Here is a 19,738-nt window from a genome sequence, read left to right on the forward strand (position 1 = left end):
GGCGGGACGCGACCGCCGCCTCACATCGCGCCGACGATGAGATAGCCGGCGGACACGACGGTCAGGGCGGTGACCAGGCGGTCGAACAGATTCTGATTCATCCGGATGGCCAGACGTCGGCCGGCCAGGGCGGAGACGATGACGACGGGCGCCAGGACGGCGTTCAGCCGCAGGGTCTCGACGCGGATGACGCCCAGGCCGATGGATAGAGGCAGTTTGACGACGTTGACGGCGAAGAAGAACCAGGCGGTCGTGCCCAGGAAAGGGGCCACCGCGAACCGTGAGGCCAGCAGATACATGGTCATCACCGGGCCGCCGGCGTTGGCCGTCATCGTTGTGAACCCCGACAGGGTGCCGTAGAGGAGCCGGCTTGTCCTCCCCCGGGCCACCGACGTCCCGGCGCGGCGCATGAGGGTGAGCGTCACCGCGATCAGGACGAGCAGGAGCGCGCCGATGAGCACCGCCGTCGCCCGGTCGCCGGCGAGCGTCAGGAATCCCGCTCCGAGGACGAGGCCAAGCACAACTCCCGGCACCAGGCGACGCAGGGTGGCCCAGTCGGCGTCATGGCGGTAGGCGGCGATGGCGACCACGTCACCCACGAGTAGCAGGATGAGCAGGGCGCCGGTGGAGGCCCTGGCGGGCAGGACCGCGGCGAACAGGGCCACCGCGAGCGTGGCCGCTCCCGGCAGGGCGGTTTTGGCGATGCCGACGGCGATGGCGGCGACGACCAGCAGGCACCAGCCCGCAGTCGAGACGGTGGGAATCACACTCGAAGTCTAAGGCGTCCACCAGGCGAGAAGTCCGGACAAATGGACGGACTGGTCGGGGCGGATTCGCGGGAGGGGCGGGCGGATCTCAGCCCAGAACCGCCCAGCCGGTCGGCGGTAGGATGACGCCGTTGCGCTCAGGCCGCGGCGGCGAGGCGTCGTGAGTCGAGGCCAGGGGACGGTGGTGGTTCGCGGTGGGCAGCCAGACCTCGGTCTCCTGAAGGCTGAGGGCCGTCACGGCCTCCTCGGCCGCCGCCCCGGGTAGCGGGGATCGCTCGCGCATGCGCAGCGATACGACTGTGTTATCCAGATGAAGCACGTCGACGTCGGCGTCGTGCAGCCACGGCAGCCGGCGCCGCACCGCGATGAGCTCACGATGCAGGGCGCGCATCGCCCCGCCGTCGCGCTGTCGGGGCGAAGCGGGCAGTTCGGGGCGGATGGCGTCGTCCCCGCCCAGACGTTCCTCCTTGACGGCGCGCAGGCCGTCCTCGTCTCCGTAGTAGATCGCGGGCGTGCCCGGCAGGGTCATGAGCAGGGCCAGCGCGTGGGGGGCGCGGCGCTCGTCGGACAGCTGAGAGGCGATCCTGGTCGTGTCGTGGTTGCCGATGAAGGTCCAGGGTACGAAGCTCCTCAGCAGCTCGGCGTTACGGCGCAGTGTCCAGTCCAGCTCGTAGAAGTTCGCCTCGGCCAGCGAGTGCCAGATCGATTGCCACAGCTCGTACTGGGTCACCGAGTCCATGCCCGAGGCGGCCACAATGCCCGCGTAGTCGCCGTGGATGACTTCGCCGACGACGTAGACCCCTGGGTGGGCACGACGTACGCGGGGCAGCACCCGCGTCCAGAAGACGGGGTCGACGGCGTAGGCCGCGTCCAGGCGCCAGCCGTCCACGCCGAGCGAGCACCAGTGGGTCATGATGTCGACGACGAGATCGGCCACCGCCTTGCAGGAGTGGTCGAGCTCGGGCAGCCAGTCCTGACCCTCGAAGCGTTCGTATTCCGGGGCGGTACCGGGGCTCCACGCCCGCGCGCCGCCGGGCCAGGTCAGGCGGAACATGCGGGCCTGCGGCGAGTCGGGGCCGACCCGGGGGAGCGCCGCGAAGGCGGGGTGGTCGATCCCGACATGGTTGAACACGCCGTCGAGCATGACTCGCACGCCCCGGCGGTGGGCCGCCTCGATGAGGGTGAGCAGATCCTCGTTCGTGCCCAGGCGAGGGTCGACGCGCATGTGGTCGACCGTGTCGTAGCCGTGGGACATCGAATGGAAGACGGGGCCGAGCATGAGCACGTTGCAGCCGAGAGCCACGAGATGGTCGAGCCACTCGATGAGGCGCCGCAACCGATGCTCGCCGGCCATCGCTCCGGCGGGCGAGTCCGGATCGTCGGGATCCCCGTGCGGGCACAGCGCGGGCGCTCCCACCGCCCCCAGCGGCATGACGTGCCAGGCGATGGCGTAGCGCACCCACTCCGGCTCGCCCGGAGTTCGCCGAGGCTGTTGGTCGGCGGGGGGAGGGGCTCGGCGTCGTCGGCGTGCATGCGGTCACGGTACCGCGTGCGGACCGCGGGGAGGGCGGGCATGGGGGTCGCCAGGTGATACCATATGGTATGTTCCAGTCGGCACGAACGATACTAATGAGTATATCAATTGCGTGCCGCCGTCGAGAATCCAGGAGCCCCACATGAGCGCAGGCACAGCAGGTGCGGCAATGGACCTGCTCACCATCACCGACCTCCACAAGCGCTTCGGCACCGGCGCGCACGCGGTGCACGCCAACAACGCCGTCTCGCTGAACATCCGCGCCGGTCAGATCGTCGGCCTGCTCGGGCACAACGGCGCGGGCAAGACCACGCTGGTCAACCAGATCGTGGGCCTGACGCGCCCCACCTCGGGGTCGATCGTCCTCGACGGCATCGACGCGGTCGCCCATCCCGCCGCCGCGCGGCGCGTCACGAGTGTCCAGGCCCAGGCCAACGTCCCGATCACCGGGCTCACGCCGCAGCGCGCCATCGAGCTCGTCGGCCGCATTCGCGGGGCGGGGGCGCGCCGTGCCCGCATCCGTGCGGCCCGCCTCATCGAGGTCCTCGACCTGGGCCGGTGGGCCCGCACGCCGGCCCAGAAGGTCTCCGGCGGCATTGCGCGCCTGACAGCCTTCGCCATGTGCGCCGTCGAACCCGGCAGGCTCGTCATCCTCGACGAGCCAACCAACGACGTCGACCCGGTGCGCCGCCGCCTGTTGTGGAGGCAGATCCGCGTGCTGGCCGACGACGGCGCCGCGGTCCTGCTGGTCACCCACAACGTGCGCGAAGCGGCCCGAGCGGTCGACCGTCTCGCCGTGCTCGACTCCGGTCGCGTCATCGCCCGAGGCGCTCCGGACGAGCTCGTCTCCTCTCGAGCCCACCCCGTCGTCCTGGAGGTCCTGGCGCACCCGGGCGCTGTCCTCGAGCCCCCGCCCTGGCTGGGCGTCGACCGGACCGAGGGCTCGCGCACCGTCTTCGGCGTCCCCGCCGGCCGCGAGACCGATGCTGTGGCCTGGGTCTCCCGCCTGCGAGAGGAGGGCGCCATCGAGCGCTACAGCCTCGAACCGACTTCCCTGGAGGACGTCTACGTCGAGCTCACCACACACGCGGACCATCACCACGATCACGATCAGGACGCCGGCAACAAGGAGGAGCAGGCATGAGCGCAACCGCCACCGCACCCATGAGCGAACCCACGACCACGGCCGCACCGGCCGGACAGGAGCAGCTGCCGACGGCCGGCGTATGGCGTCAGACCGCCCTGCTCATGCGGTGGCAGCTGCGCCGCTCGCTGCCCCAGCTTCCGCTGGTCATGGTCGTCCAGACCCTCATGGCGGTCGCCACCGTCCTGGGCTACGGGCTCATCGCCGGCGACGCGGGCCACGAGGCGGGCCTTTACCTGGCCACGGGCGCTCCCGCCATCTCCCTGATCACCATCGGCCTCATCATGGCGCCCCAGTGGGTCAGTCAAGCGCGCACCGAGGGGAGCCTGGACTGGATGCGCACCCTTCCCGTGCCACGGGTCTCCTTCCTCCTGGCGGACCTCCTTCTGTGGACCGTCATGGCCCTGCCCGGCCTCGTTCTGGGCGTCGCCGTGGGGGCCGCCCGTTTCGACGTCGCTCTGGACCCAGCCTGGTGGCTCGTCCCCGGTGCGCTCCTGGTCGCCCTGACATCCGCGTGCATCGGCTACGCCGTCGCCAATCTCCTTGCCCCGCCGGTGGCGCAGGTTCTCTCACAGGTCCTCGTCTTCGTCATCATGCTCTTCTCGCCTTTCTCCTTCCCGGCCTCTCGACTGCCGGGCTGGGCCCGCGGCGTGCACGAGTGGCTGCCCTTCGAGCCGATGGCACGAGTCGTACGCGCGGGTTTGTGCTCCCAGGAGGCCGTCATGACCGCCCGCGCCTGGATCGTGCTGGGCGTCTGGGCCGTCCTCGCCGTAGCGGCGGCGTCATGGGCCCTGGGGCGCCGATCCTGACGCGGCCACGGAGGCGGTCGTCCGGATCGTCGGCGGCCGCCTCCCCCGTGGCTCGTCTACAGTGGGGTCATGGCCACCCGGGACTCTTCACACGCCTCCGGCGACGACGCCCTCGAGGAGGTTCGCGCCGCCACGCGCGCCCTCAACGAGGCGCTCGGCGACTTCACGCGCTCGGCCGCCGAGGCGTCGGCGCGAACGAGCCAGGCCGCCGTCGCCGGATCCATGCGCAAGGCGGCCGACTCGCTCGTGGTGGCCGCGCAGAGGATGGGCGGGACGTCCTCCGGACACGACGGCAGTCGGGGCCGTTCGGAGGAGACCCGCCGCCGACTGTTGGAGGCGGCCGGAAGTGTCTTCGCGGCCAAGGGCTACGAGCGCGCCTCTGTGGCCGATATCGCGGCGGCCGCCGGCTTCACCAAGGGGGCCTTCTACGCCTCCTTCCCCTCCAAGGAGGCGGTCTTCCTCGAGGTGGCCCGCTGTCGCTCCGGGCAGGCTCGGGAGGACGGGCTCTCCGACGGCGATTGGGTGATCGATCTTGACGAGATTCCCATTGAGGACGTCCTCCTCCAGCTCGAGATCTGCCTGTACGCGGTGCGTCACGAGGACTCCCGCGAGGTGCTGGCCGAGGGCTGGCGCCACTCCCTGGAGACCGCGGCCGCTCGGGTGGCCCGGTCTCGGGGAGAGGAGATCGCTACGACGGAGGACACCGAGACCGCTTTCGCCCTCATCGCCATCACGCTGCTGGGCGCGATCACCTCCGCTGCGACAAGCCCCGACCAGGTTTCGCCCCTCGTGCGGGCTGTCTGCGCCAGGCTGCTCGGGGCGAACCCCGGTTCCAGGGCCCGTACAGCCCCCTGAGCCCGGAGGGCCGCGGTCCGCCTCGGGGGCCGTGCGACGGCCCGGACATCCGAGGCAGGATGGGACCGTGAACGAGTCGAATCAGTCGCAGATCCAATCGACCCCGGGCCCCCGTCGGGCCCTCGTCACTGGCGCCTCCACCGGGATCGGCGAGGCCACCGTTCGGCTGCTGCGCTCCCACGGCTGGGAGACGGTCGCCACGGCCCGTCGCGTCGAGCGCCTGGAGGCGCTCGCGGCCGAGACCGGATGCACATGGGTCGCCGCCGACCTTCAGAGCCCGGGCGAGGTCGACGCCCTCGCCGCCCGGGTGCTCGAAGACGGCCCGGTCGACGCCGTGGTCAATAACGCGGGCGGCGCGCTCGGCGCCGACCCGGTCGCCGATGGCGACCCCGAGGAGTGGCTGACCATGTACGAGCGCAATGTTTTGGCGGCGCTGCGCGTCACCCGCGCTTTTCTCCCGCTCATGCGCGAGCGCGGTGGCGACGTCGTCTTCCTCACCTCGACCGCTGCCCACGGCACCTACCCCGGCGGAGCGGGATACGTGGCCGCCAAGCATGGCGAGCGGATTATCGCCAACACGTTGCGCGTCGAGCTCGTCGGCGAGCCGGTGCGCGTCATCGAGATCGCGCCGGGCATGGTCGCCACTAGCGAATTCTCCCTCAACCGCTTCCACGGGGACCGTTCGCGCGCGGACGCCGTCTACGCCGGGGTCGAAGGCCCCCTGAGCGCGCAGGACATCGCCGAGTGCATCACCTGGGCGCTGGAGCGCCCCGCCCATGTCAACATCGACTCCATGATCGTGCGCCCGCGGGCCCAGGCGTCCAACACAGTTGTCGCCCGCGGCTGAGATCGGAAGGAGCAGCGATGGGCGCGCCCCGCCCCGCGGCTCCGGATGGCATCCGACCCGTCGCCGGCCCGGATGCCGTCGGTGCTGCCGATACTGCCGTCACCTCGATTCTTCCCCAAGCCGTCCCGCCGTCCGCCGCTGCGAGTCCCGGACGGAGCGCGCCGGCCGCCGACGGCGCGAGACGGTGGGGGCCCGACCAGGATGAGCGGGAGGACGACGATCAGCCGGTCCCGTGGTTCGGCATCGATGGCCCTCGGTATGGCGACTTTCAGGAGGAGGACGACCCGTACGGGTCGTCCTGGCCCGACGGATCGGCCGCTCCCGTCCCCCGGGGGCCCGATGTCGCAGACTCCGATGCCGACGACGGGGCCCTTGAGGACGAGGACGACGATGACGAGGAGGACGACGCGGGCTGAGGCGGCCGGGGTCGGGAGCCGGGCGCGGTGAGGCGCGGCTTCAACCGGCGTCGGGCGGCCGGACGGGCGAGGGGAGGACACGCTGCCGGGGGCCGGAGCGAATGCGCGCGAGGGAAGCACGCTTTCACCCGTATATCCCGACGATTCGTCGGAACAATGGCGATCAGATGGATGTGGGCGCCGCCGTCGGAGGACCTCCCGCGCGTCGACGACTCCGTTGCGCACGAGCGTCTGCGCTGCGCGGCCGGACTCGTCAGAACCGCGGAATCATGCGGACCTGGTGAGTCGGTGTCCGCGAGGCGGGCGTACGTTGGACGGTCAGGCGGTCATCCGTCGAGCGCCGTGCGGCATGAGGGCCTGGAGCGGGTGAGAGACATGTGATCAGGATCTCATAACAGGACGGTGCGAGCGGATCTCGCCATGACGTGCACAATGTGATGCAAGTCTCATTGATATGGGCAAGGTCTCTGATGTGTACTTATATGCACAAGTACTCATATGCACAAGTCGTCCGTGCCGTTGCCGGTTCCAGCACCGGTGACGGGATTCGGGGGGAGCCATGTCTTTCAAAGACGCCGTCGTCTATCAGATCTATCCGCGGTCCTTCCGCGACTCCACGGGGGACGGCGTCGGCGATCTGCGTGGGATCGTCGAGAAGGTCCCCTACATCGCCTCCCTCGGCGTCGACTACGTCTGGCTCAACCCGTTCTTCCCCTCACCCGGGCGGGACAACGGCTATGACGTATCCGACTACTGCGCCGTCGACCCGGTCATGGGCACCCTGGAGGACTTCGACGACCTCGTCGCAGCCCTGGACGCCCACGGCATCGGGGTCATGCTCGACATGGTCCTCAATCACACCTCGACCGAGCACGAGTGGTTCCAGCGGGCTCTGGCCGGGGAGCAGCGCTACCGCGATTACTACTACATCCGCCCCGCGAGAGAGGAAGGATCCCCGCCCACCGAACTGCCCACCAACTGGGTCTCCAAGTTCGGCGGACCCGCCTGGGCGCCCTTCGGCCCCGTTGACGAGGGCGGGCGCCCGCGCTCAGGCGAGTACTACCTCCACCTCTATGACCCGGGTCAGGCCGACCTCGATTGGCACAACCCTGAGGTGCGCGCTCGTGCCGCGGAGGTCGTCAACTTCTGGCGCGCCCGGGGCGTGCGCGCCTTCCGCTTCGATGTCGTCAACCTCATCGGCAAGCCCGAGCCCTTCATCGATGCGCCGGCGGGCACCGATGACCGAGCCGTCTACACCGACGGCCCTCTCGTCCACACCTACCTGCGTGAGCTCAACGAGGCCAGCTTCGGTCAGGACCCCGACTCGGTGACGGTGGGGGAGATGTCCTCGACCAGTATCGCCGCATGCGTGGAGTACACCCGGCCCGAGAATCACGAACTGTCCATGGTTTTCAACTTCCATCACCTCAAGGTCGACTACGCCGAAGGTCGCAAGTGGACGCTTATGACGCCCGACGTTCTGGCCCTCAAGAGGATCCTCAACGACTGGACGCTCGGGCTCCAGGCCGGCGGCGGCTGGAACGCCTTGTTCTGGAACAACCACGACCAGCCCCGCGCCATCAACCGCTTCTGCGACCCCGACCGCTTCCGCTACGAGTCGGCCGCCATGCTCGCCACCGCCATCCACCTCATGCGCGGGACCCCCTACATCTACATGGGCGAGGAGATCGGCATGAGCGACCCCGGCTACACGAGCATCGAGGACTACGTCGACGTCGAGGCCCGCAACGCCTTCATCGAGCTGCTCCAGGAGGGCCGCGAAGCGGACGAGGCCTTCCGGATCGTCCACGCCAAGGCCCGCGACAACGCCCGCACCCCCATGCAGTGGGACGCGAGCACCGGCGCTGGATTCACCGACGGTACCCCCTGGTTGCGCCCCACCGACCAGGCAGAGGTCAACGTCATCCGCGAGGAGGCGTCTGGGCGCATCCTCCCCTACTACAAAAGGCTCATCGCCCTGCGCAAGACCATGCCCGTGGTCTCCGAGGGGACCTACGAGCCCTACGCCCCCGACCACCCGGACGTCCTGGCTTACATTCGCCGCCACGAGCGGCATCATCTGCTGGTCATCTGCAGCTTCCGCGGGCACGAAACCGAGATCGACGTGCCCGAGGACCTTCTCGACGCCGAAGTACTCATCTCCAACTACCCGGCCCCACCGCTGCGTCCGCGGATGCAGTTGCGCCCCTACGAGGCGCTGGCCCTTCTCGGCCCTCGCGTGACGGCCCCCTGACTCCCCTGTAACCGACCCGCACCGAAAGGAAAAATCATGTCCGATGACGCGCATGACAGGCAGATGCGAATCGTCGCACCTGCCACAGGCGAGGCGATCGAACTCGCCGACGTCCCTGATCCCGTCTTCTCCGCCGGGACCATGGGGGAGGGTCTCGGAATCCGGCCGACCACCGGCACAGTTCAGGTGCTCGCCCCGGTGGACGGCACCGTGGTGATGGTGGCCGGCACCGGCCATGCACTCGGCTTCTCCACTCCTCAGGGCCTGGAGGTTCTGCTGCACCTGGGGGTGGACACCGTCGAGCTCGAGGGCAAGCCCTTCGACCTCGGCGTCGCCGCCGGGCAGACCGTCAGCGCCGGCCAGCCCCTGGGCACCATGAACCTGGACGCCATCACCGAGGCCGGCAAGGACACCACCATCATCTTCGCCATCACCAACACCGCGCAGCGACTTTCGGGCATCGACGTCACCACCGGCCCGGTTCAGGCGGGCGACGCCATCGGCCTGGCCATGGCCGCGGACCCCTCGCAGCAGTCCGAGGCCGACTCCGCCCCGGCGGCCGCCGATGAGGCCGCCCGCGACGCGCCCGACGACGGTCTGACCGGCTTCGACGCCACCGCTCACGGCATCATCAAGAACATCGGCGGTCCCGACAACGTCAGCTCGGTGATCCACTGCATCACTCGGGTGCGCTTCTACCTCAAGGATCAGTCGCTGGCAGACGACGCCGCGGTGGCCGACACCGAGGGTGTTATCGACGTGGCCAAGGCCGGCGGCCAGTACCAGGTGGTCATCGGCCCGGAGGTCGAGGACGTCTACGACGCCGTCGTCAAGCAGCTGCCCCACATCGCAGGCGAAGGACAGGACGCCCCGCCCGTCCAGCTCGTCGAGCGTCCCACCACCGCCTGGGGCTGGGTGAAGTTCGGTTTCTCCTCGCTCATCGGAGTCATCACCGGTTCGATGATCCCCATCGTCGGGGTGCTGGCGGCCTCCGGAATCCTCAAGGGACTTCTGGCGCTCCTCGTTCAGTTCAAGGTCGTGGCCGAGGCGTCCGACACCTACCGATTCATCGACGCCATGAGCTCGTCGATGTTCTTCTTCCTCCCCATCATCGTCGGCTTCACCGCCGCTCGGCGTCTGGGCTCGAACCCCATCGTCGTGGCGATCATCGGCGGCGTGCTGTGCTACCCCTCGGTGGTGACCATGGCGACCACCGATGACGAGGGCTATCACATCGTGGCCCAGGTGGGGCGCACCGTGTTCAACGCCGACTTCTTCGGCATTCCCGTCGCGCTGCCGGAGGGCAACGCCTACGCCTACTCGATCTTCCCCATCATCGTGGCCGCCTGGCTGGCCACCAAGGTCGAGCCCCGGCTCAAGAAGGCCCTGCCCGCCGTCATCCGTCCGATTTTCGGGCCCCTGATCGAGATCTTCGTGGTCTCCGCCCTCATCCTGCTGGTCTTCGGACCCATCGTCATGTTCATCTCCGGCGGTATTGCGGCGGCCATCAACGCGGTCCTGGGCTTCAACTACACGCTTGCGGGTCTGCTCATCGGCGGCTTCTACCAGTGCCTGGTCATCTTCGGTCTGCACTGGGCCGTCATTCCCATCATCTCGTCCCAGCTTGCCACCGACGGCTCCTCTCACCTCAACGCGATCGTCTCCGCCACAATGATCGCCCAGGGCGGCGGTGCGCTGGCGGTCTGGCTCAAGATCAAGAACGCCCGCATCAGGAGCATGGCGGCTCCCGCCGCGATCTCCGCTTTCTGCGGCGTCACCGAGCCGGCCATGTACGGTCTCAACCTCAAGTACGGGCGGATTTTCATCACCGCGTCGATCGGCGGCGCCGCCGGCGGCCTGCTCACCGGCCTGTTCAACGTCAACATGTACGGTTTCACCGGCGCCTTCGCCGGGTTCCCGTCCTTCGTCAACCCCGACGGCATGGACTCCAGCTTCACCGGGTTCTGGATCGCCTCCATGGTGACGCTCGTCGTCTCCTTCGCGTGCACGTATTTCTTCGGCTTCAAGCAGTCGGACTTCGAGGAGGGCCAGAGCCATGAGGTCAAGAAGGTGCGTTTGGGACGCCGGGATCCAGTCGGCGCCTGAGGCTTGAGATGATCACGCTCGCAGTGATCGCGCAGCGGTGAGGGCGGGAGCCGGGGATCGGCTCCCGCCCTCACCGCTGCGCCGGCAGGCGCTGGGCGGTGGAGATGAAGCTGAAGGTCCTGGGGGCGTGACGGGACCGGGTGTACTCGAAGGGAACGCCCGCGGAGTCGAAGGAGAACGACTCGACGACTCCCACACAGTCGAGCCCGCTCAGATCCAAGTACTGCAGGTCCTCCTCGTCGGCCGGCTCGATGGTGGCCAGGCGGCAGGAGGAGACGATACCCACCCCGAGTCGGTTCTCCAGATAGGCGTAGACGGAGGATTCGGCCGCCTTCGTCGGTATCTGCGGGACGACCTCGGTGAGGAAGATGTTGCGGTCCATGATGGCCGGCCGCCCGTCGAGCAGGCGCAGACGCGTCAGGGCGAGCGCGCTGGCGCCCTCGGGCAGGCCGGACCGGCCGGCCAGGTCGGCGTCGACGGTCATCATGCTGGACTCCAGCAGTCTGGTGCGCACCTCGATGCCCAGCCGGCGGCCGGCCTCGGCCAGCGATTCGATGCCGGTCAGCAGGAAGTGGGACGTCTGATGATGCTGGCGGAAGATGACCTGGATTCCCCTGCCCTGCATCGCCTGAACATATCCCTGGCTCGCCAGGTACTGGAGCGCCTTGCGCACGGTGTTGCGGGAGATCCCGAAGTCGTGGGCCAGGGAGTTCTCCGATGGCAGGAAGGACAGGAACGGGTACTCGCCCCGTTCGATGCCTGTGCGCAGCGCCGAGTAGATCTCCTCGTACTTCGCCGTGGCCACGTGCCCCCTCCCTCCCGCCCGGCTCTTATCGGGCAACCAGTCATCGGATGACCGGTGGGTCGCTCGTAGCCAACCTTATCCTCTCCCACCCCTTCGATAACTATTTGCGGCTCGGTGGTAGCGCCGGGCCACGACGTCGGCGATGGCGGGATGCGCTCCCACGGGTGCACTCACGAGTTCCGCGCCGCAATGGTGCAGCGCGTGCGAGAAGCGCCCCTCGGACAGCAGGTAGGCGGCCACGATGACGACCTCGGCGCCCTCCTCGTGCCAGGCGTGCACCCGCCGACGCACGTTCGGCCCGCCCGCTGACAGGTAGGCGGGCCGCACCGGGACGCCCAGCAGTCGGGCGAGTTCCTCGGCGGCCTTCTCGGTTTCGGCGATCGGCCCGTGGCGACGCGAGCCTGCCGCCGCCAGGACGACGCCGTCGACCTCGATGGCTCGCACGCCCTCGCGCGCCAGGGCCTGACGCGTGCGCTCAGCGACGGCCTCCACGATGATCGGCTCCGGCCCCAGGTGGGCGGTGAGCGTGCCCGAGCCGTGCTCGTGCACGAGGCGCGGCAGATCGTGCTCGACGTGGTAGCCCCCGCCCAGGAAGAAGGGCACGATGACCGGATCGGCGCTGCCCGCCAGCGCGTCGGCGGCGCTCGGCGTCTGGAACTCCGTCCAGCCGTACCGCACGTCCACGTCGCCGAGCAGGCTGCCCGTCTGTTCGGCGACGCGCTCCAGGAGAGGGGCGGTCCGTGGTGCGCGGGTGCCATGGCCCACCAGGACGAGAGGCGCAGCGGACACCGCATCCGCTGCCGGCGGGCCCAGGCTCTGCCGGGTCACGAGACCCGGGCCGCCGGGGCGACGGCGGATTCGCGGGCCGGCGTCGGCGTCTCGTGAGGGCGGGCCCCGACAACCGTTCGGGACGAGGGCCTGCGGGCACCGCGCACCGAAGCGGTGGCGAGCAGCGCCCACAGGGGGACGAAGCCCAAGAGAAGGCCCGCGGTGAGCGGACTCGGGGCGTCCAGGGCGGACAGGACCGTGCGCAGGTTGGTGAGCACGATGACCCCGCCGACCGCACTGCCGAGCACCCGGTCGGGCAGCCGCGAGACGAGCCACGCCGCGACCGGCGCGGCGACGAGCCCGCCGGCCAGGAGCGCGCCCACGACCGACAGACTGATACCGGCTGTTCCCAGGCCCAGGAGGAAGCCCGCCGAAGCGGCCACCGTGACAATGAACTCCGAGGTGTCGACCGAGCCGACGACGGTGCGCGGAGCGGTCCGACCACGAGTGAGAAGCGTCGTCGTGGCCACCGGGCCCCAGCCGCCACCGCCGGTGGCGTCGATGAATCCGCCCAGCAGGCCCAGCGGAACGAGGAGGCGGGACGAGTGCGGGCTTCTGCGGGTGCCGGCGCCGGTCGGCGGGCGCACCGCGAAGCGGATCAGGACGTAGACGCCCAGCGCCAGCAGGATGCCCGAGGTCACCGGCGCAGCCGCGTTCGCGCTCAAACCGGACAGGGCGCCCGCCCCCAGGAGGGCTCCCACCGCTCCCGGACCGCCCAGACGTGCCACGAGTCGCCAATCGGTGTTGCCCAGCCGGTGGTGGGCGGCGCCCGAGATGAGCGTCGTGCCGATCTCCGACAGGTGGACGCTTGCGCTCGTCAGGGCCGGACTGAGCCCCGCCAGCAGGAGCAGGGACGAGGAGGTGACGCCGTAGCCCATGCCCAGGGCGCCATCGACGAGCTGGGAGGCCAGGCCCACGAGGGCCAGGACGAATAGCTTTCTCATGCGTAATCCGATCTGTTTCAGGGGCGGGGGGCGGGTCGGCCCCTGGGCGCGGCCCTCTTCTTCCAGGCGGGACTGACGGTGACGACGTCGCCGATGACGATGACGGCTGGGGCGCTCACGCCGATGGCTTCGGCGACGTCGGGAAGGCGATGCAGGATCGTCGTGGTCACCCGTTGGTCGGGGCGGTAACCGCGCTCGACGGCGGCGGCCGGGGTACGCGGGTCGGCGCCGCGGTCGGTGAGAATGGCGACCGAGCGGCGCAGATGGCGCACCCCCATGAGCAGCACCAGGGTGTGGTCGCGACGCACCGGGACGGTGGAGATCAGGTCCTCGTGCGCTGAGACGACGGAGAAGCCGCGGGCGAGCCCGCGGTGCGTGACCGGAATGCCGGCGGCCGCGGGCACGGCGACCGCGGAGGTCACACCGGGAACGACCTCGACCCTCACGCCCGCCGCCCGGCACGCGAGCACCTCCTCGCCGCCGCGGCCCAGCACATAGGGGTCGCCGCCCTTGAGGCGCACCACCCGATGCCCGGCCAAGGCGCGAGCCACCAGCAGGGCGTCGATGCCGTCTTGGGGAACCAGGTGGTCGCCGGGCCGCTTGGAGGCATCGACGACCTCGGTGCCCGGGGTCAGACCCCTCAGCAGGTCGCGCGGCGCCAGACGGTCGACGACGACGACATCGGCGCGGGCCAGCAATTCGGCGCCGCGCGCGGTAATCAGACCCGCCTCGCCCGGCCCTCCGCCGACGAGGGCGACCCAGCCGCCGTCGACGCCGTCGTCGACGGTGCCCGCCCGGCGGGTCGAGGTCACGGTCGTGCGCCTTCGTCGTGCGGAGCAGGCGTCCGAGCGGGGACGCGGACGGCGGAGCCGGCCGTGCCGACCGTGCCGATCATGCCCGCCGCCAGAGTCCAGCCGTCCTGCGGGTCGATGAGCAGGAAGGCCCCGTCGGCGCGCGAAGAGGCGTAGTCGGCCGCGGGAAGCGGCTCGGCCAGACGCAGGTGGACGCCCCCGATGTCGTTGAGTTCCAGTGCAGTAGCCGGCGAGACCGTCAGATCATCCAGATCGAGGACGCCCTCGATGCCCGCCACGAGGGCCCGGACGGTGCGGGTGCCGTGCTGGACCAGAACCCGGTCGCGCACATGCAGAGGACGCTCCGACAGCCAGGCGACATGCGCGCTTATCTCGCGCACGAGATCCGGGACGTCGTCGGGCCCGGCGATGACGTCGCCGCGGGCGATGTCGATGTCGTCGGCCAGCTCCAGGGCCACGGACTGCCCGACCCGAGCGACCTCCAGAGGGCGATCTCCCAGGTTGATGCCGGTCACGGCGGTGTGCCGGCCCGACGGCAGGATGACGACCTCGTCGCCCACACGCACAGTTCCGGCGCCGACCCGCCCCGCGTAGCCGCGGTAGTCGGTCAGGCCGTCAGCGGCCGCGCCCTGGGGGCGGATGACCAGCTGGACGGGCAGGCGGAAAGCGTGGTCGGCCCGCGTGGAGCCCGCCGGCAGGGTTTCCAGGAGCTCCAGGAGGGACGGGCCGTCGTAGAAGGGGGTGCGCTGCGAGCGGTCCACGACGTTGTCCCCTTCGAGGGCGGAGGTGGGCAGGGCGCGCACGTCGGCGACGCCGAGGGATGCGGCGACGTGCTCGACCTGCTCGGCGATCCGAGCGTAGACCTCGGCCGAGAAGCCGACGAGGTCGATCTTGTTGACCGCCACCACCACGTGGGGCGCACCCAGGAGCGCGGACACGGCCAGGTGGCGCCGGGTCTGCTCGAGCACGCCGTGGCGGGCGTCCACCAGTAGGACGACGACGTCGGCCGTCGAGACGCCGGTGACCGTATTGCGCGTGTACTGCACGTGCCCGGGGCAGTCGGCCAGGATGAAGGAGCGCCGCGCGGTGGCGAAGTACCGGTAGGCGACATCGATGGTGATTCCTTGCTCACGCTCGGCCCGCAGCCCATCGGTCAGCAGTGCCAGATCCGCGTGGGTCAGGCCACGGTCGAGGCTGACCCGCTCCACGGCGGCGAGCTGGTCGCGCAGAATCGACTTGGAGTCGAACAGGAGGCGGCCCACGAGGGTGGACTTGCCGTCATCGACGCTGCCGGCCGTGGCCAGGCGCAGGAGTCCGGTCGCCGCGTCGGCGGCCGCCAGGAATCGGCGTGCGGCCTCGTCGGCCGAGCTTCGCGACCCGGCGGGGGAGGCGAGGAGGGAGTCGCTGGTGGTCATGAGTGCCTCTCGGTGACGAGCGGTCGGGAATGCGGGCGATGGGGCGGGCATCAGAAGTACCCCTCCTTCTTTCGGTCCTCCATGGCCGCCTCGCTCAGACGGTCGTCGGCGCGCGTGGCGCCCCTTTCGGTGAGGGCGGAGGCCGCCACCTCGACGGCGATCTCGTGGTTGGTGGCGGCGGTGGACTCCACCGCGCCGGTGCAGGACATGTCGCCCACAGTGCGATAGCGCACGGTGAGCGTGCGCACCTCCTCCCCGCGGTGCGGTCGAGTGACCGAGCCGACCGGCAGCCACATGCCGTCGCGTGAGAAGACCTCGCGCTCATGGGCGTAGTACAGGCTCGGCAGTTCGATGTCCTCCCGCTCGATGTAGCGCCACACGTCCAGCTCGGTCCAATTCGACAGCGGGAAGACGCGCACATGCTCGCCCGGGGCGTGGCGCGAGTTGACCAGGTTCCACAGTTCGGGCCGCTGGTTGCGCGGATCCCACTGGCCGAACTCGTCGCGCAGAGAGACGATGCGCTCCTTGGCGCGAGCCTTCTCCTCGTCGCGCCGCCCCCCGCCGAAGACCCCGTCGAAACCGCCCTCGGCGATGGCGTCGAGCAGGGGGCGGGTCTGCAGCGGGTTGCGAGTGCCGTCGCCGCGCTCACGCAGACGGCCGTCGTCGATGTAGTCCTGGACCGCGGCGACCACCAGGCGCACCCCGAAGCGCTTGACGACGGCATCCCGGTAGGCCAGGACCTCCGGGAAGTTGTGGCCGGTGTCCACGTGCAGCAGCGGGAAGGGGACGGGAGCGGGCCAGAAGGCCCTGACCGCCAGGTGCAGCATGACCACGGAGTCCTTCCCGCCGGAGAACAGCAGCACGGGACGACGGCATTGCGCGACGGTTTCGCGGATGACGGCGATGGATTCAGCCTCCAGCGCGTCGAGCTGGTCCAGAGGGCGGGCCCGCGTCGGGGCCTCGCCTCCGACCGGGGTGCTCACAGGGGGCGCAGGGGGTGCGAGAGGTGCAGAACGTATGATGGGCACAATGGTCTCCGGGGCGGTGATGGTCGAGAGATGGTCGGAGTGGACGGCGCGCTCACAGGTGGATGCCGCACTCGGTCTTGGCGAAGCCGGCCCAGCGCCCCGAGCGGGGGTCCTCCCCGGGAGGGACGCGCCGGGTGCACGGCTCGCAGCCGATCGAGGGGTAGCCGTCGGCCAGCAGCGGGTTGACGACGACGCCGTGCTCGGCGGCGTAGGCGAGCAGCTCGTCGAAGGTCCAGGCGGCCAGCGGGTTGATCTTGACGATCCGGTGCGTCTGGTCGAATCCGACCAGGGGAGTGGTGGTGCGGGTGACGGCGTCCTCCCGACGCACACCGGTGGCCCACGCCTCGTAGCCAGCCAGCGCCCGAGCCAGGGGCTCGACCTTGCGCAGGCGGCAGCACTCTCCCGGATCCCGCGCGTACAGGCGCGGCCCGAAGCGCTCATCCTGCTCGGCCACCGTGAGCGCCGGCAGGACGTCGATGAGTGTGATGTCCATCGTCTCGGCCACGGCGTCGCGGGTCTCCTCGGTCTGGGCGAAGTGGAATCCCGTTTGCAGGAAGAGCGTGTCCACTCCGGGGATCCGGGCGGCGACGACGTGCGGCAGGACGGCGTCGGCCATGGAGCAGGCCACAGCGAGCGTGTCCGGGAAGACGCGGGCCGCCCAGGCGACGACCTCTTCGGCGGGGGCGTCGTCGCCGAGCTCGGCCGCGCCGGAGGCGGCCAGGGCGCGCAACTCGTCCTCGCCGCGGCGAGGCGCGTCGGCCGAGCGCGGGACGTTGGCGCCGCGAGCGATGGCGCGTCCGAAGCGGTTGCGGGCGGATCCGGCGGGGGAGGGCCGGGACCGCGCGCTGGGGCCGCCTCTGGCGCTCCGGACGTCCTGCGCATTCCGGGTGCTCTTGACGGCGGGGGCGCCGGCGGTCATCGGAGGGCCTCCTCATCGGCGCGACGGGTCCACTGGGCGAAGGTCTCCTCGTCGGCGCGGTCGGCGAGGTAGCGGCGCACGACGCGTTCGATGTAGTCGGTCAGGCCGGTCGAGGCCACCTTGAGCCCGCGCACCGTGCGGCCGAACTCGGCCTCGGGGTTGTCCTCGCGGGCCAGGGACCCTCCCAGGTGGACTTGGAACCCCGGGACGCGCTGGCCGTCGACGGTGATGATCTGGCCCTTGAGCCCGATGTCCGCGGTCTGGATGCGCACGCACGAGTTCGGGCAGCCGTTGATAGCCACGCTCAGCGGTCGCTCCAGGTCGGTGTCGGCCAGCCGCGCGTCCAGGTCCGCCGATACGCGAGCGGCCAGGGACTTGGTCTCCACGATCGCGAACTTGCAGTACTCCAGGCCCGTGCACGCCAGCATGGAACGGGCGAACGGGCCGGGATTGGGGTCGATGCCCAGGTCCCTCAGCCCGGTGACGGCATCCTCGACACGGTCCCCGGGCACGTCCAGCAGCAGGACATTCTGCAAGGGCGTGGTGCGCAGCCGGTCCGAGCCCACCGACTCGGCCAGGTCGGCCAGACCGAGCATGACATCGCCGGACAGCCGCCCCAACGGCGCCTTGCCCCCGACCCAGTAGGCGCCGTCGCGCTGGACGTGCACCCCCAAATGGTCGGCCCCGCCGCGCGGCGGGCGCGGGGCCGGACCGTCCGCGAGGCGGTAGTCCAGATAGTTCTCCTCCAGAACCTGGCGGAAGCGCGCGGGTCCCCACTCGGCCATGAGGAACTTCAGACGCGCCTTGTTGCGTAGGCGCCGGTAGCCGTAGTCGCGGAAGATACGGACGACGCCCCACCACACATCGCCGACCTGGTCGGGGCGCACGAAGGCGCCCAGGCGTCTACCCAGGAAGGGCGCCGTGGACAGGGCTCCGGCGATCCACAGATCGTAGCCGGGCCCGAGCTCGGGATGATCGACGCCGACGTAGGAGATGTCATTGATCTCGTGAAGGACGTCGAGCGTGGGCGACCCGGTGAAGGCCGTCTTGAACTTGCGGGGCAGGTTGGCGATCTCCGGATTGCCCAGGTAGGTGTCGTGGATCGCGCGAGCCGCCTCGGAGGGGTCGATGACCTCCTCTGGCTCGATACCGGCGACCGGTGAGACCAGGAAGCCGCGCGGAGTGTCCCCGCAGGCCTCGACGGTGGTCAGACCCACCTCGTCCAGGCGGCGCCACAGCTCGGGGATGTTCTCGATCTCCACCCAGTGGAGCTGGAGGTTCTGCCGGTCGGTGATGTCGAGGGTGCCGCGGGCGAACTCGTTGGAGGCGGTGCCGATCATGCGCATCTGACCCGCCGACAGCGTCTGACCGTCCATGCGGATGCGCTGCATGAAGTAGTGGTCCTCCAGCTCGGTGACGTCGAGCCGGGCGGTCCTCCCGCCGTCGATGCCCGGCCTGCGCTGGGTGTACAGGCCCCACCACCGGAAACGGCCGTGCAGATCCGTGGGGTCGATGGACTCGAAGCCGCCGGTAGCGTAGTCGGCGATGATGCGCTCGCGGGCGCCCAGCGGACTGCCGTCCTGTTTGAAGGCCTCGTTCTCATTGAGCGGGTCGCGACCGTCGACGAGCCACTGGCCGTTGGAGCGACCCCGGTGCGGTGGGCGCACATCCCCGGAGGCGCCCGCCTCGGGGGTGGCCCGCTCGGCGGGGCGTGCGCGTGAGGGCCGGGCGCGGGCGGCGGTGCTGGCGGTTGTTGTGCTGGTGGTGCTCATGTCTTCTCCGGAGTGGGATGAATGAGCGTCCGGGATTCCGGTTCCCCTCGTCTTCTAGAGGCGGTCCGCCGTGGCTGCTCCGCTTCGCGGGCATGCGCTGGTCGGTCCCGGACGCTTCGTTGCGCCGGAATCCGTCTGCGGCCGTGCCGCATTGGTCAGGCGCTCGTCAGGCCTGACAACACATGACCCAGCTGCGGGCACGCCGCCGCACCGAGGGGCGGATCCCCTCGGCGGAAGTCGGGCGTGCTGCGGTCATGGCAGTGACGCTAGTGAAAGCAGGGCGACACCCCCTAGGTGGGGAACCTCGCAAGATGACATCGTGTCATTGGCGTGATCCACGAAAACGGGCGGATGTCTCATCTGACGGAAGCGATGCCGGTCGGTGGCTGGTTCCCGTCGACCTCGGTGCGGCTCGCGTCACGCGGAACGGTCTCGCGGGCGTCGTTGAGGGCGCGGCGAATCGCGGTGCGGCTCGCGTCACGC

17 protein-coding genes are annotated in these 19,738 nt (G+C 70.2%); 7 read left to right on the forward strand and 10 right to left on the reverse strand.

Features of this window, described 5'->3' with window-relative positions; genetic code table 11:
- Positions 1-20: 20 nt before the first annotated feature.
- A complete protein-coding gene (locus HMPREF9062_RS05850) occupies positions 21-767 on the reverse strand; it encodes a sulfite exporter TauE/SafE family protein (protein WP_009749146.1) in 747 nt (248 codons plus the stop codon).
- A gap of 88 nt (positions 768-855) precedes the next feature.
- Positions 856-2,226, reverse strand: a complete 1,371-nt coding sequence (locus HMPREF9062_RS05855) for an alpha-amylase family protein (protein WP_009749147.1) — start codon at positions 2,224-2,226, stop codon at positions 856-858.
- Positions 2,227-2,443: 217 nt separating this feature from the next.
- Between HMPREF9062_RS05855 and HMPREF9062_RS05860 the strand changes: the two genes are divergently transcribed.
- From HMPREF9062_RS05860 to HMPREF9062_RS05890, 7 genes are all read left to right on the forward strand, one after another.
- A complete protein-coding gene (locus HMPREF9062_RS05860; protein ID WP_034253835.1) occupies positions 2,444-3,445 on the forward strand; it encodes an ABC transporter ATP-binding protein in 1,002 nt (333 codons plus the stop codon).
- 20 nt (positions 3,446-3,465) lie between these two features.
- Entirely contained in the window at positions 3,466-4,254 is a 789-nt protein-coding gene (locus tag HMPREF9062_RS05865) for an ABC transporter permease (RefSeq protein WP_009749149.1), read from the forward strand.
- 69 nt (positions 4,255-4,323) lie between these two features.
- Positions 4,324-5,109 (forward strand): TetR/AcrR family transcriptional regulator, encoded by a 786-nt coding sequence (locus tag HMPREF9062_RS05870; protein ID WP_009749150.1) that lies wholly within the window; start codon positions 4,324-4,326, stop codon positions 5,107-5,109.
- A gap of 67 nt (positions 5,110-5,176) precedes the next feature.
- Positions 5,177-5,956 (forward strand): SDR family NAD(P)-dependent oxidoreductase, encoded by a 780-nt coding sequence (locus HMPREF9062_RS05875; RefSeq protein ID WP_009749151.1) that lies wholly within the window; start codon positions 5,177-5,179, stop codon positions 5,954-5,956.
- Between the two features lie 17 nt (positions 5,957-5,973).
- On the forward strand, positions 5,974-6,372 hold the full coding sequence (locus tag HMPREF9062_RS05880; protein ID WP_009749152.1) for a hypothetical protein: 399 nt from the start codon (positions 5,974-5,976) through the stop codon (positions 6,370-6,372).
- Between the two features lie 559 nt (positions 6,373-6,931).
- Entirely contained in the window at positions 6,932-8,626 is a 1,695-nt protein-coding gene (locus tag HMPREF9062_RS05885) for an alpha,alpha-phosphotrehalase (RefSeq protein WP_009749154.1), read from the forward strand.
- Positions 8,627-8,662: 36 nt separating this feature from the next.
- Complete coding sequence (locus HMPREF9062_RS05890; protein WP_009749155.1) at positions 8,663-10,732, forward strand: glucose PTS transporter subunit IIA; 2,070 nt, start codon at positions 8,663-8,665, stop codon at positions 10,730-10,732.
- A gap of 70 nt (positions 10,733-10,802) precedes the next feature.
- On the opposite strand, the gene HMPREF9062_RS05895 is transcribed toward HMPREF9062_RS05890, so the two are convergent.
- From HMPREF9062_RS05895 to HMPREF9062_RS05930, 8 genes are all read right to left on the reverse strand, one after another.
- The gene (locus HMPREF9062_RS05895; protein ID WP_009749156.1) at positions 10,803-11,537 is read right to left on the reverse strand and encodes a UTRA domain-containing protein; all 735 of its coding nucleotides are present in this window, start codon (positions 11,535-11,537) and stop codon (positions 10,803-10,805) included.
- 75 nt (positions 11,538-11,612) lie between these two features.
- Positions 11,613-12,326, reverse strand: coding sequence for a sirohydrochlorin chelatase (locus HMPREF9062_RS05900; protein WP_172634830.1), 714 nt, complete (start codon positions 12,324-12,326; stop codon positions 11,613-11,615).
- A gap of 35 nt (positions 12,327-12,361) precedes the next feature.
- On the reverse strand, positions 12,362-13,309 hold the full coding sequence (locus tag HMPREF9062_RS05905) for a sulfite exporter TauE/SafE family protein (RefSeq protein ID WP_009749157.1): 948 nt from the start codon (positions 13,307-13,309) through the stop codon (positions 12,362-12,364).
- 17 nt (positions 13,310-13,326) lie between these two features.
- On the reverse strand, positions 13,327-14,121 hold the full coding sequence (gene cobA, locus HMPREF9062_RS05910) for a uroporphyrinogen-III C-methyltransferase (protein WP_009749158.1): 795 nt from the start codon (positions 14,119-14,121) through the stop codon (positions 13,327-13,329).
- Positions 14,118-15,536, reverse strand: coding sequence for a sulfate adenylyltransferase subunit 1 (locus HMPREF9062_RS05915; protein WP_009749159.1), 1,419 nt, complete (start codon positions 15,534-15,536; stop codon positions 14,118-14,120). Before HMPREF9062_RS05915 ends, cobA begins: the two co-directional genes overlap by 4 nt.
- A gap of 50 nt (positions 15,537-15,586) precedes the next feature.
- A complete protein-coding gene (gene cysD, locus HMPREF9062_RS05920) occupies positions 15,587-16,519 on the reverse strand; it encodes a sulfate adenylyltransferase subunit CysD (RefSeq protein WP_009749160.1) in 933 nt (310 codons plus the stop codon).
- Positions 16,520-16,616: 97 nt separating this feature from the next.
- Complete coding sequence (locus HMPREF9062_RS05925; RefSeq protein WP_009749161.1) at positions 16,617-17,483, reverse strand: phosphoadenylyl-sulfate reductase; 867 nt, start codon at positions 17,481-17,483, stop codon at positions 16,617-16,619.
- On the reverse strand, positions 17,480-19,255 hold the full coding sequence (locus tag HMPREF9062_RS05930) for a nitrite/sulfite reductase (protein WP_009749162.1): 1,776 nt from the start codon (positions 19,253-19,255) through the stop codon (positions 17,480-17,482). Before HMPREF9062_RS05930 ends, HMPREF9062_RS05925 begins: the two co-directional genes overlap by 4 nt.
- Positions 19,256-19,738: the final 483 nt, after the last annotated feature.

The organism is Actinomyces sp. oral taxon 448 str. F0400, from assembly GCF_000220835.1.
Taxonomy (GTDB): Bacteria; Actinomycetota; Actinomycetes; order Actinomycetales; family Actinomycetaceae; genus Actinomyces.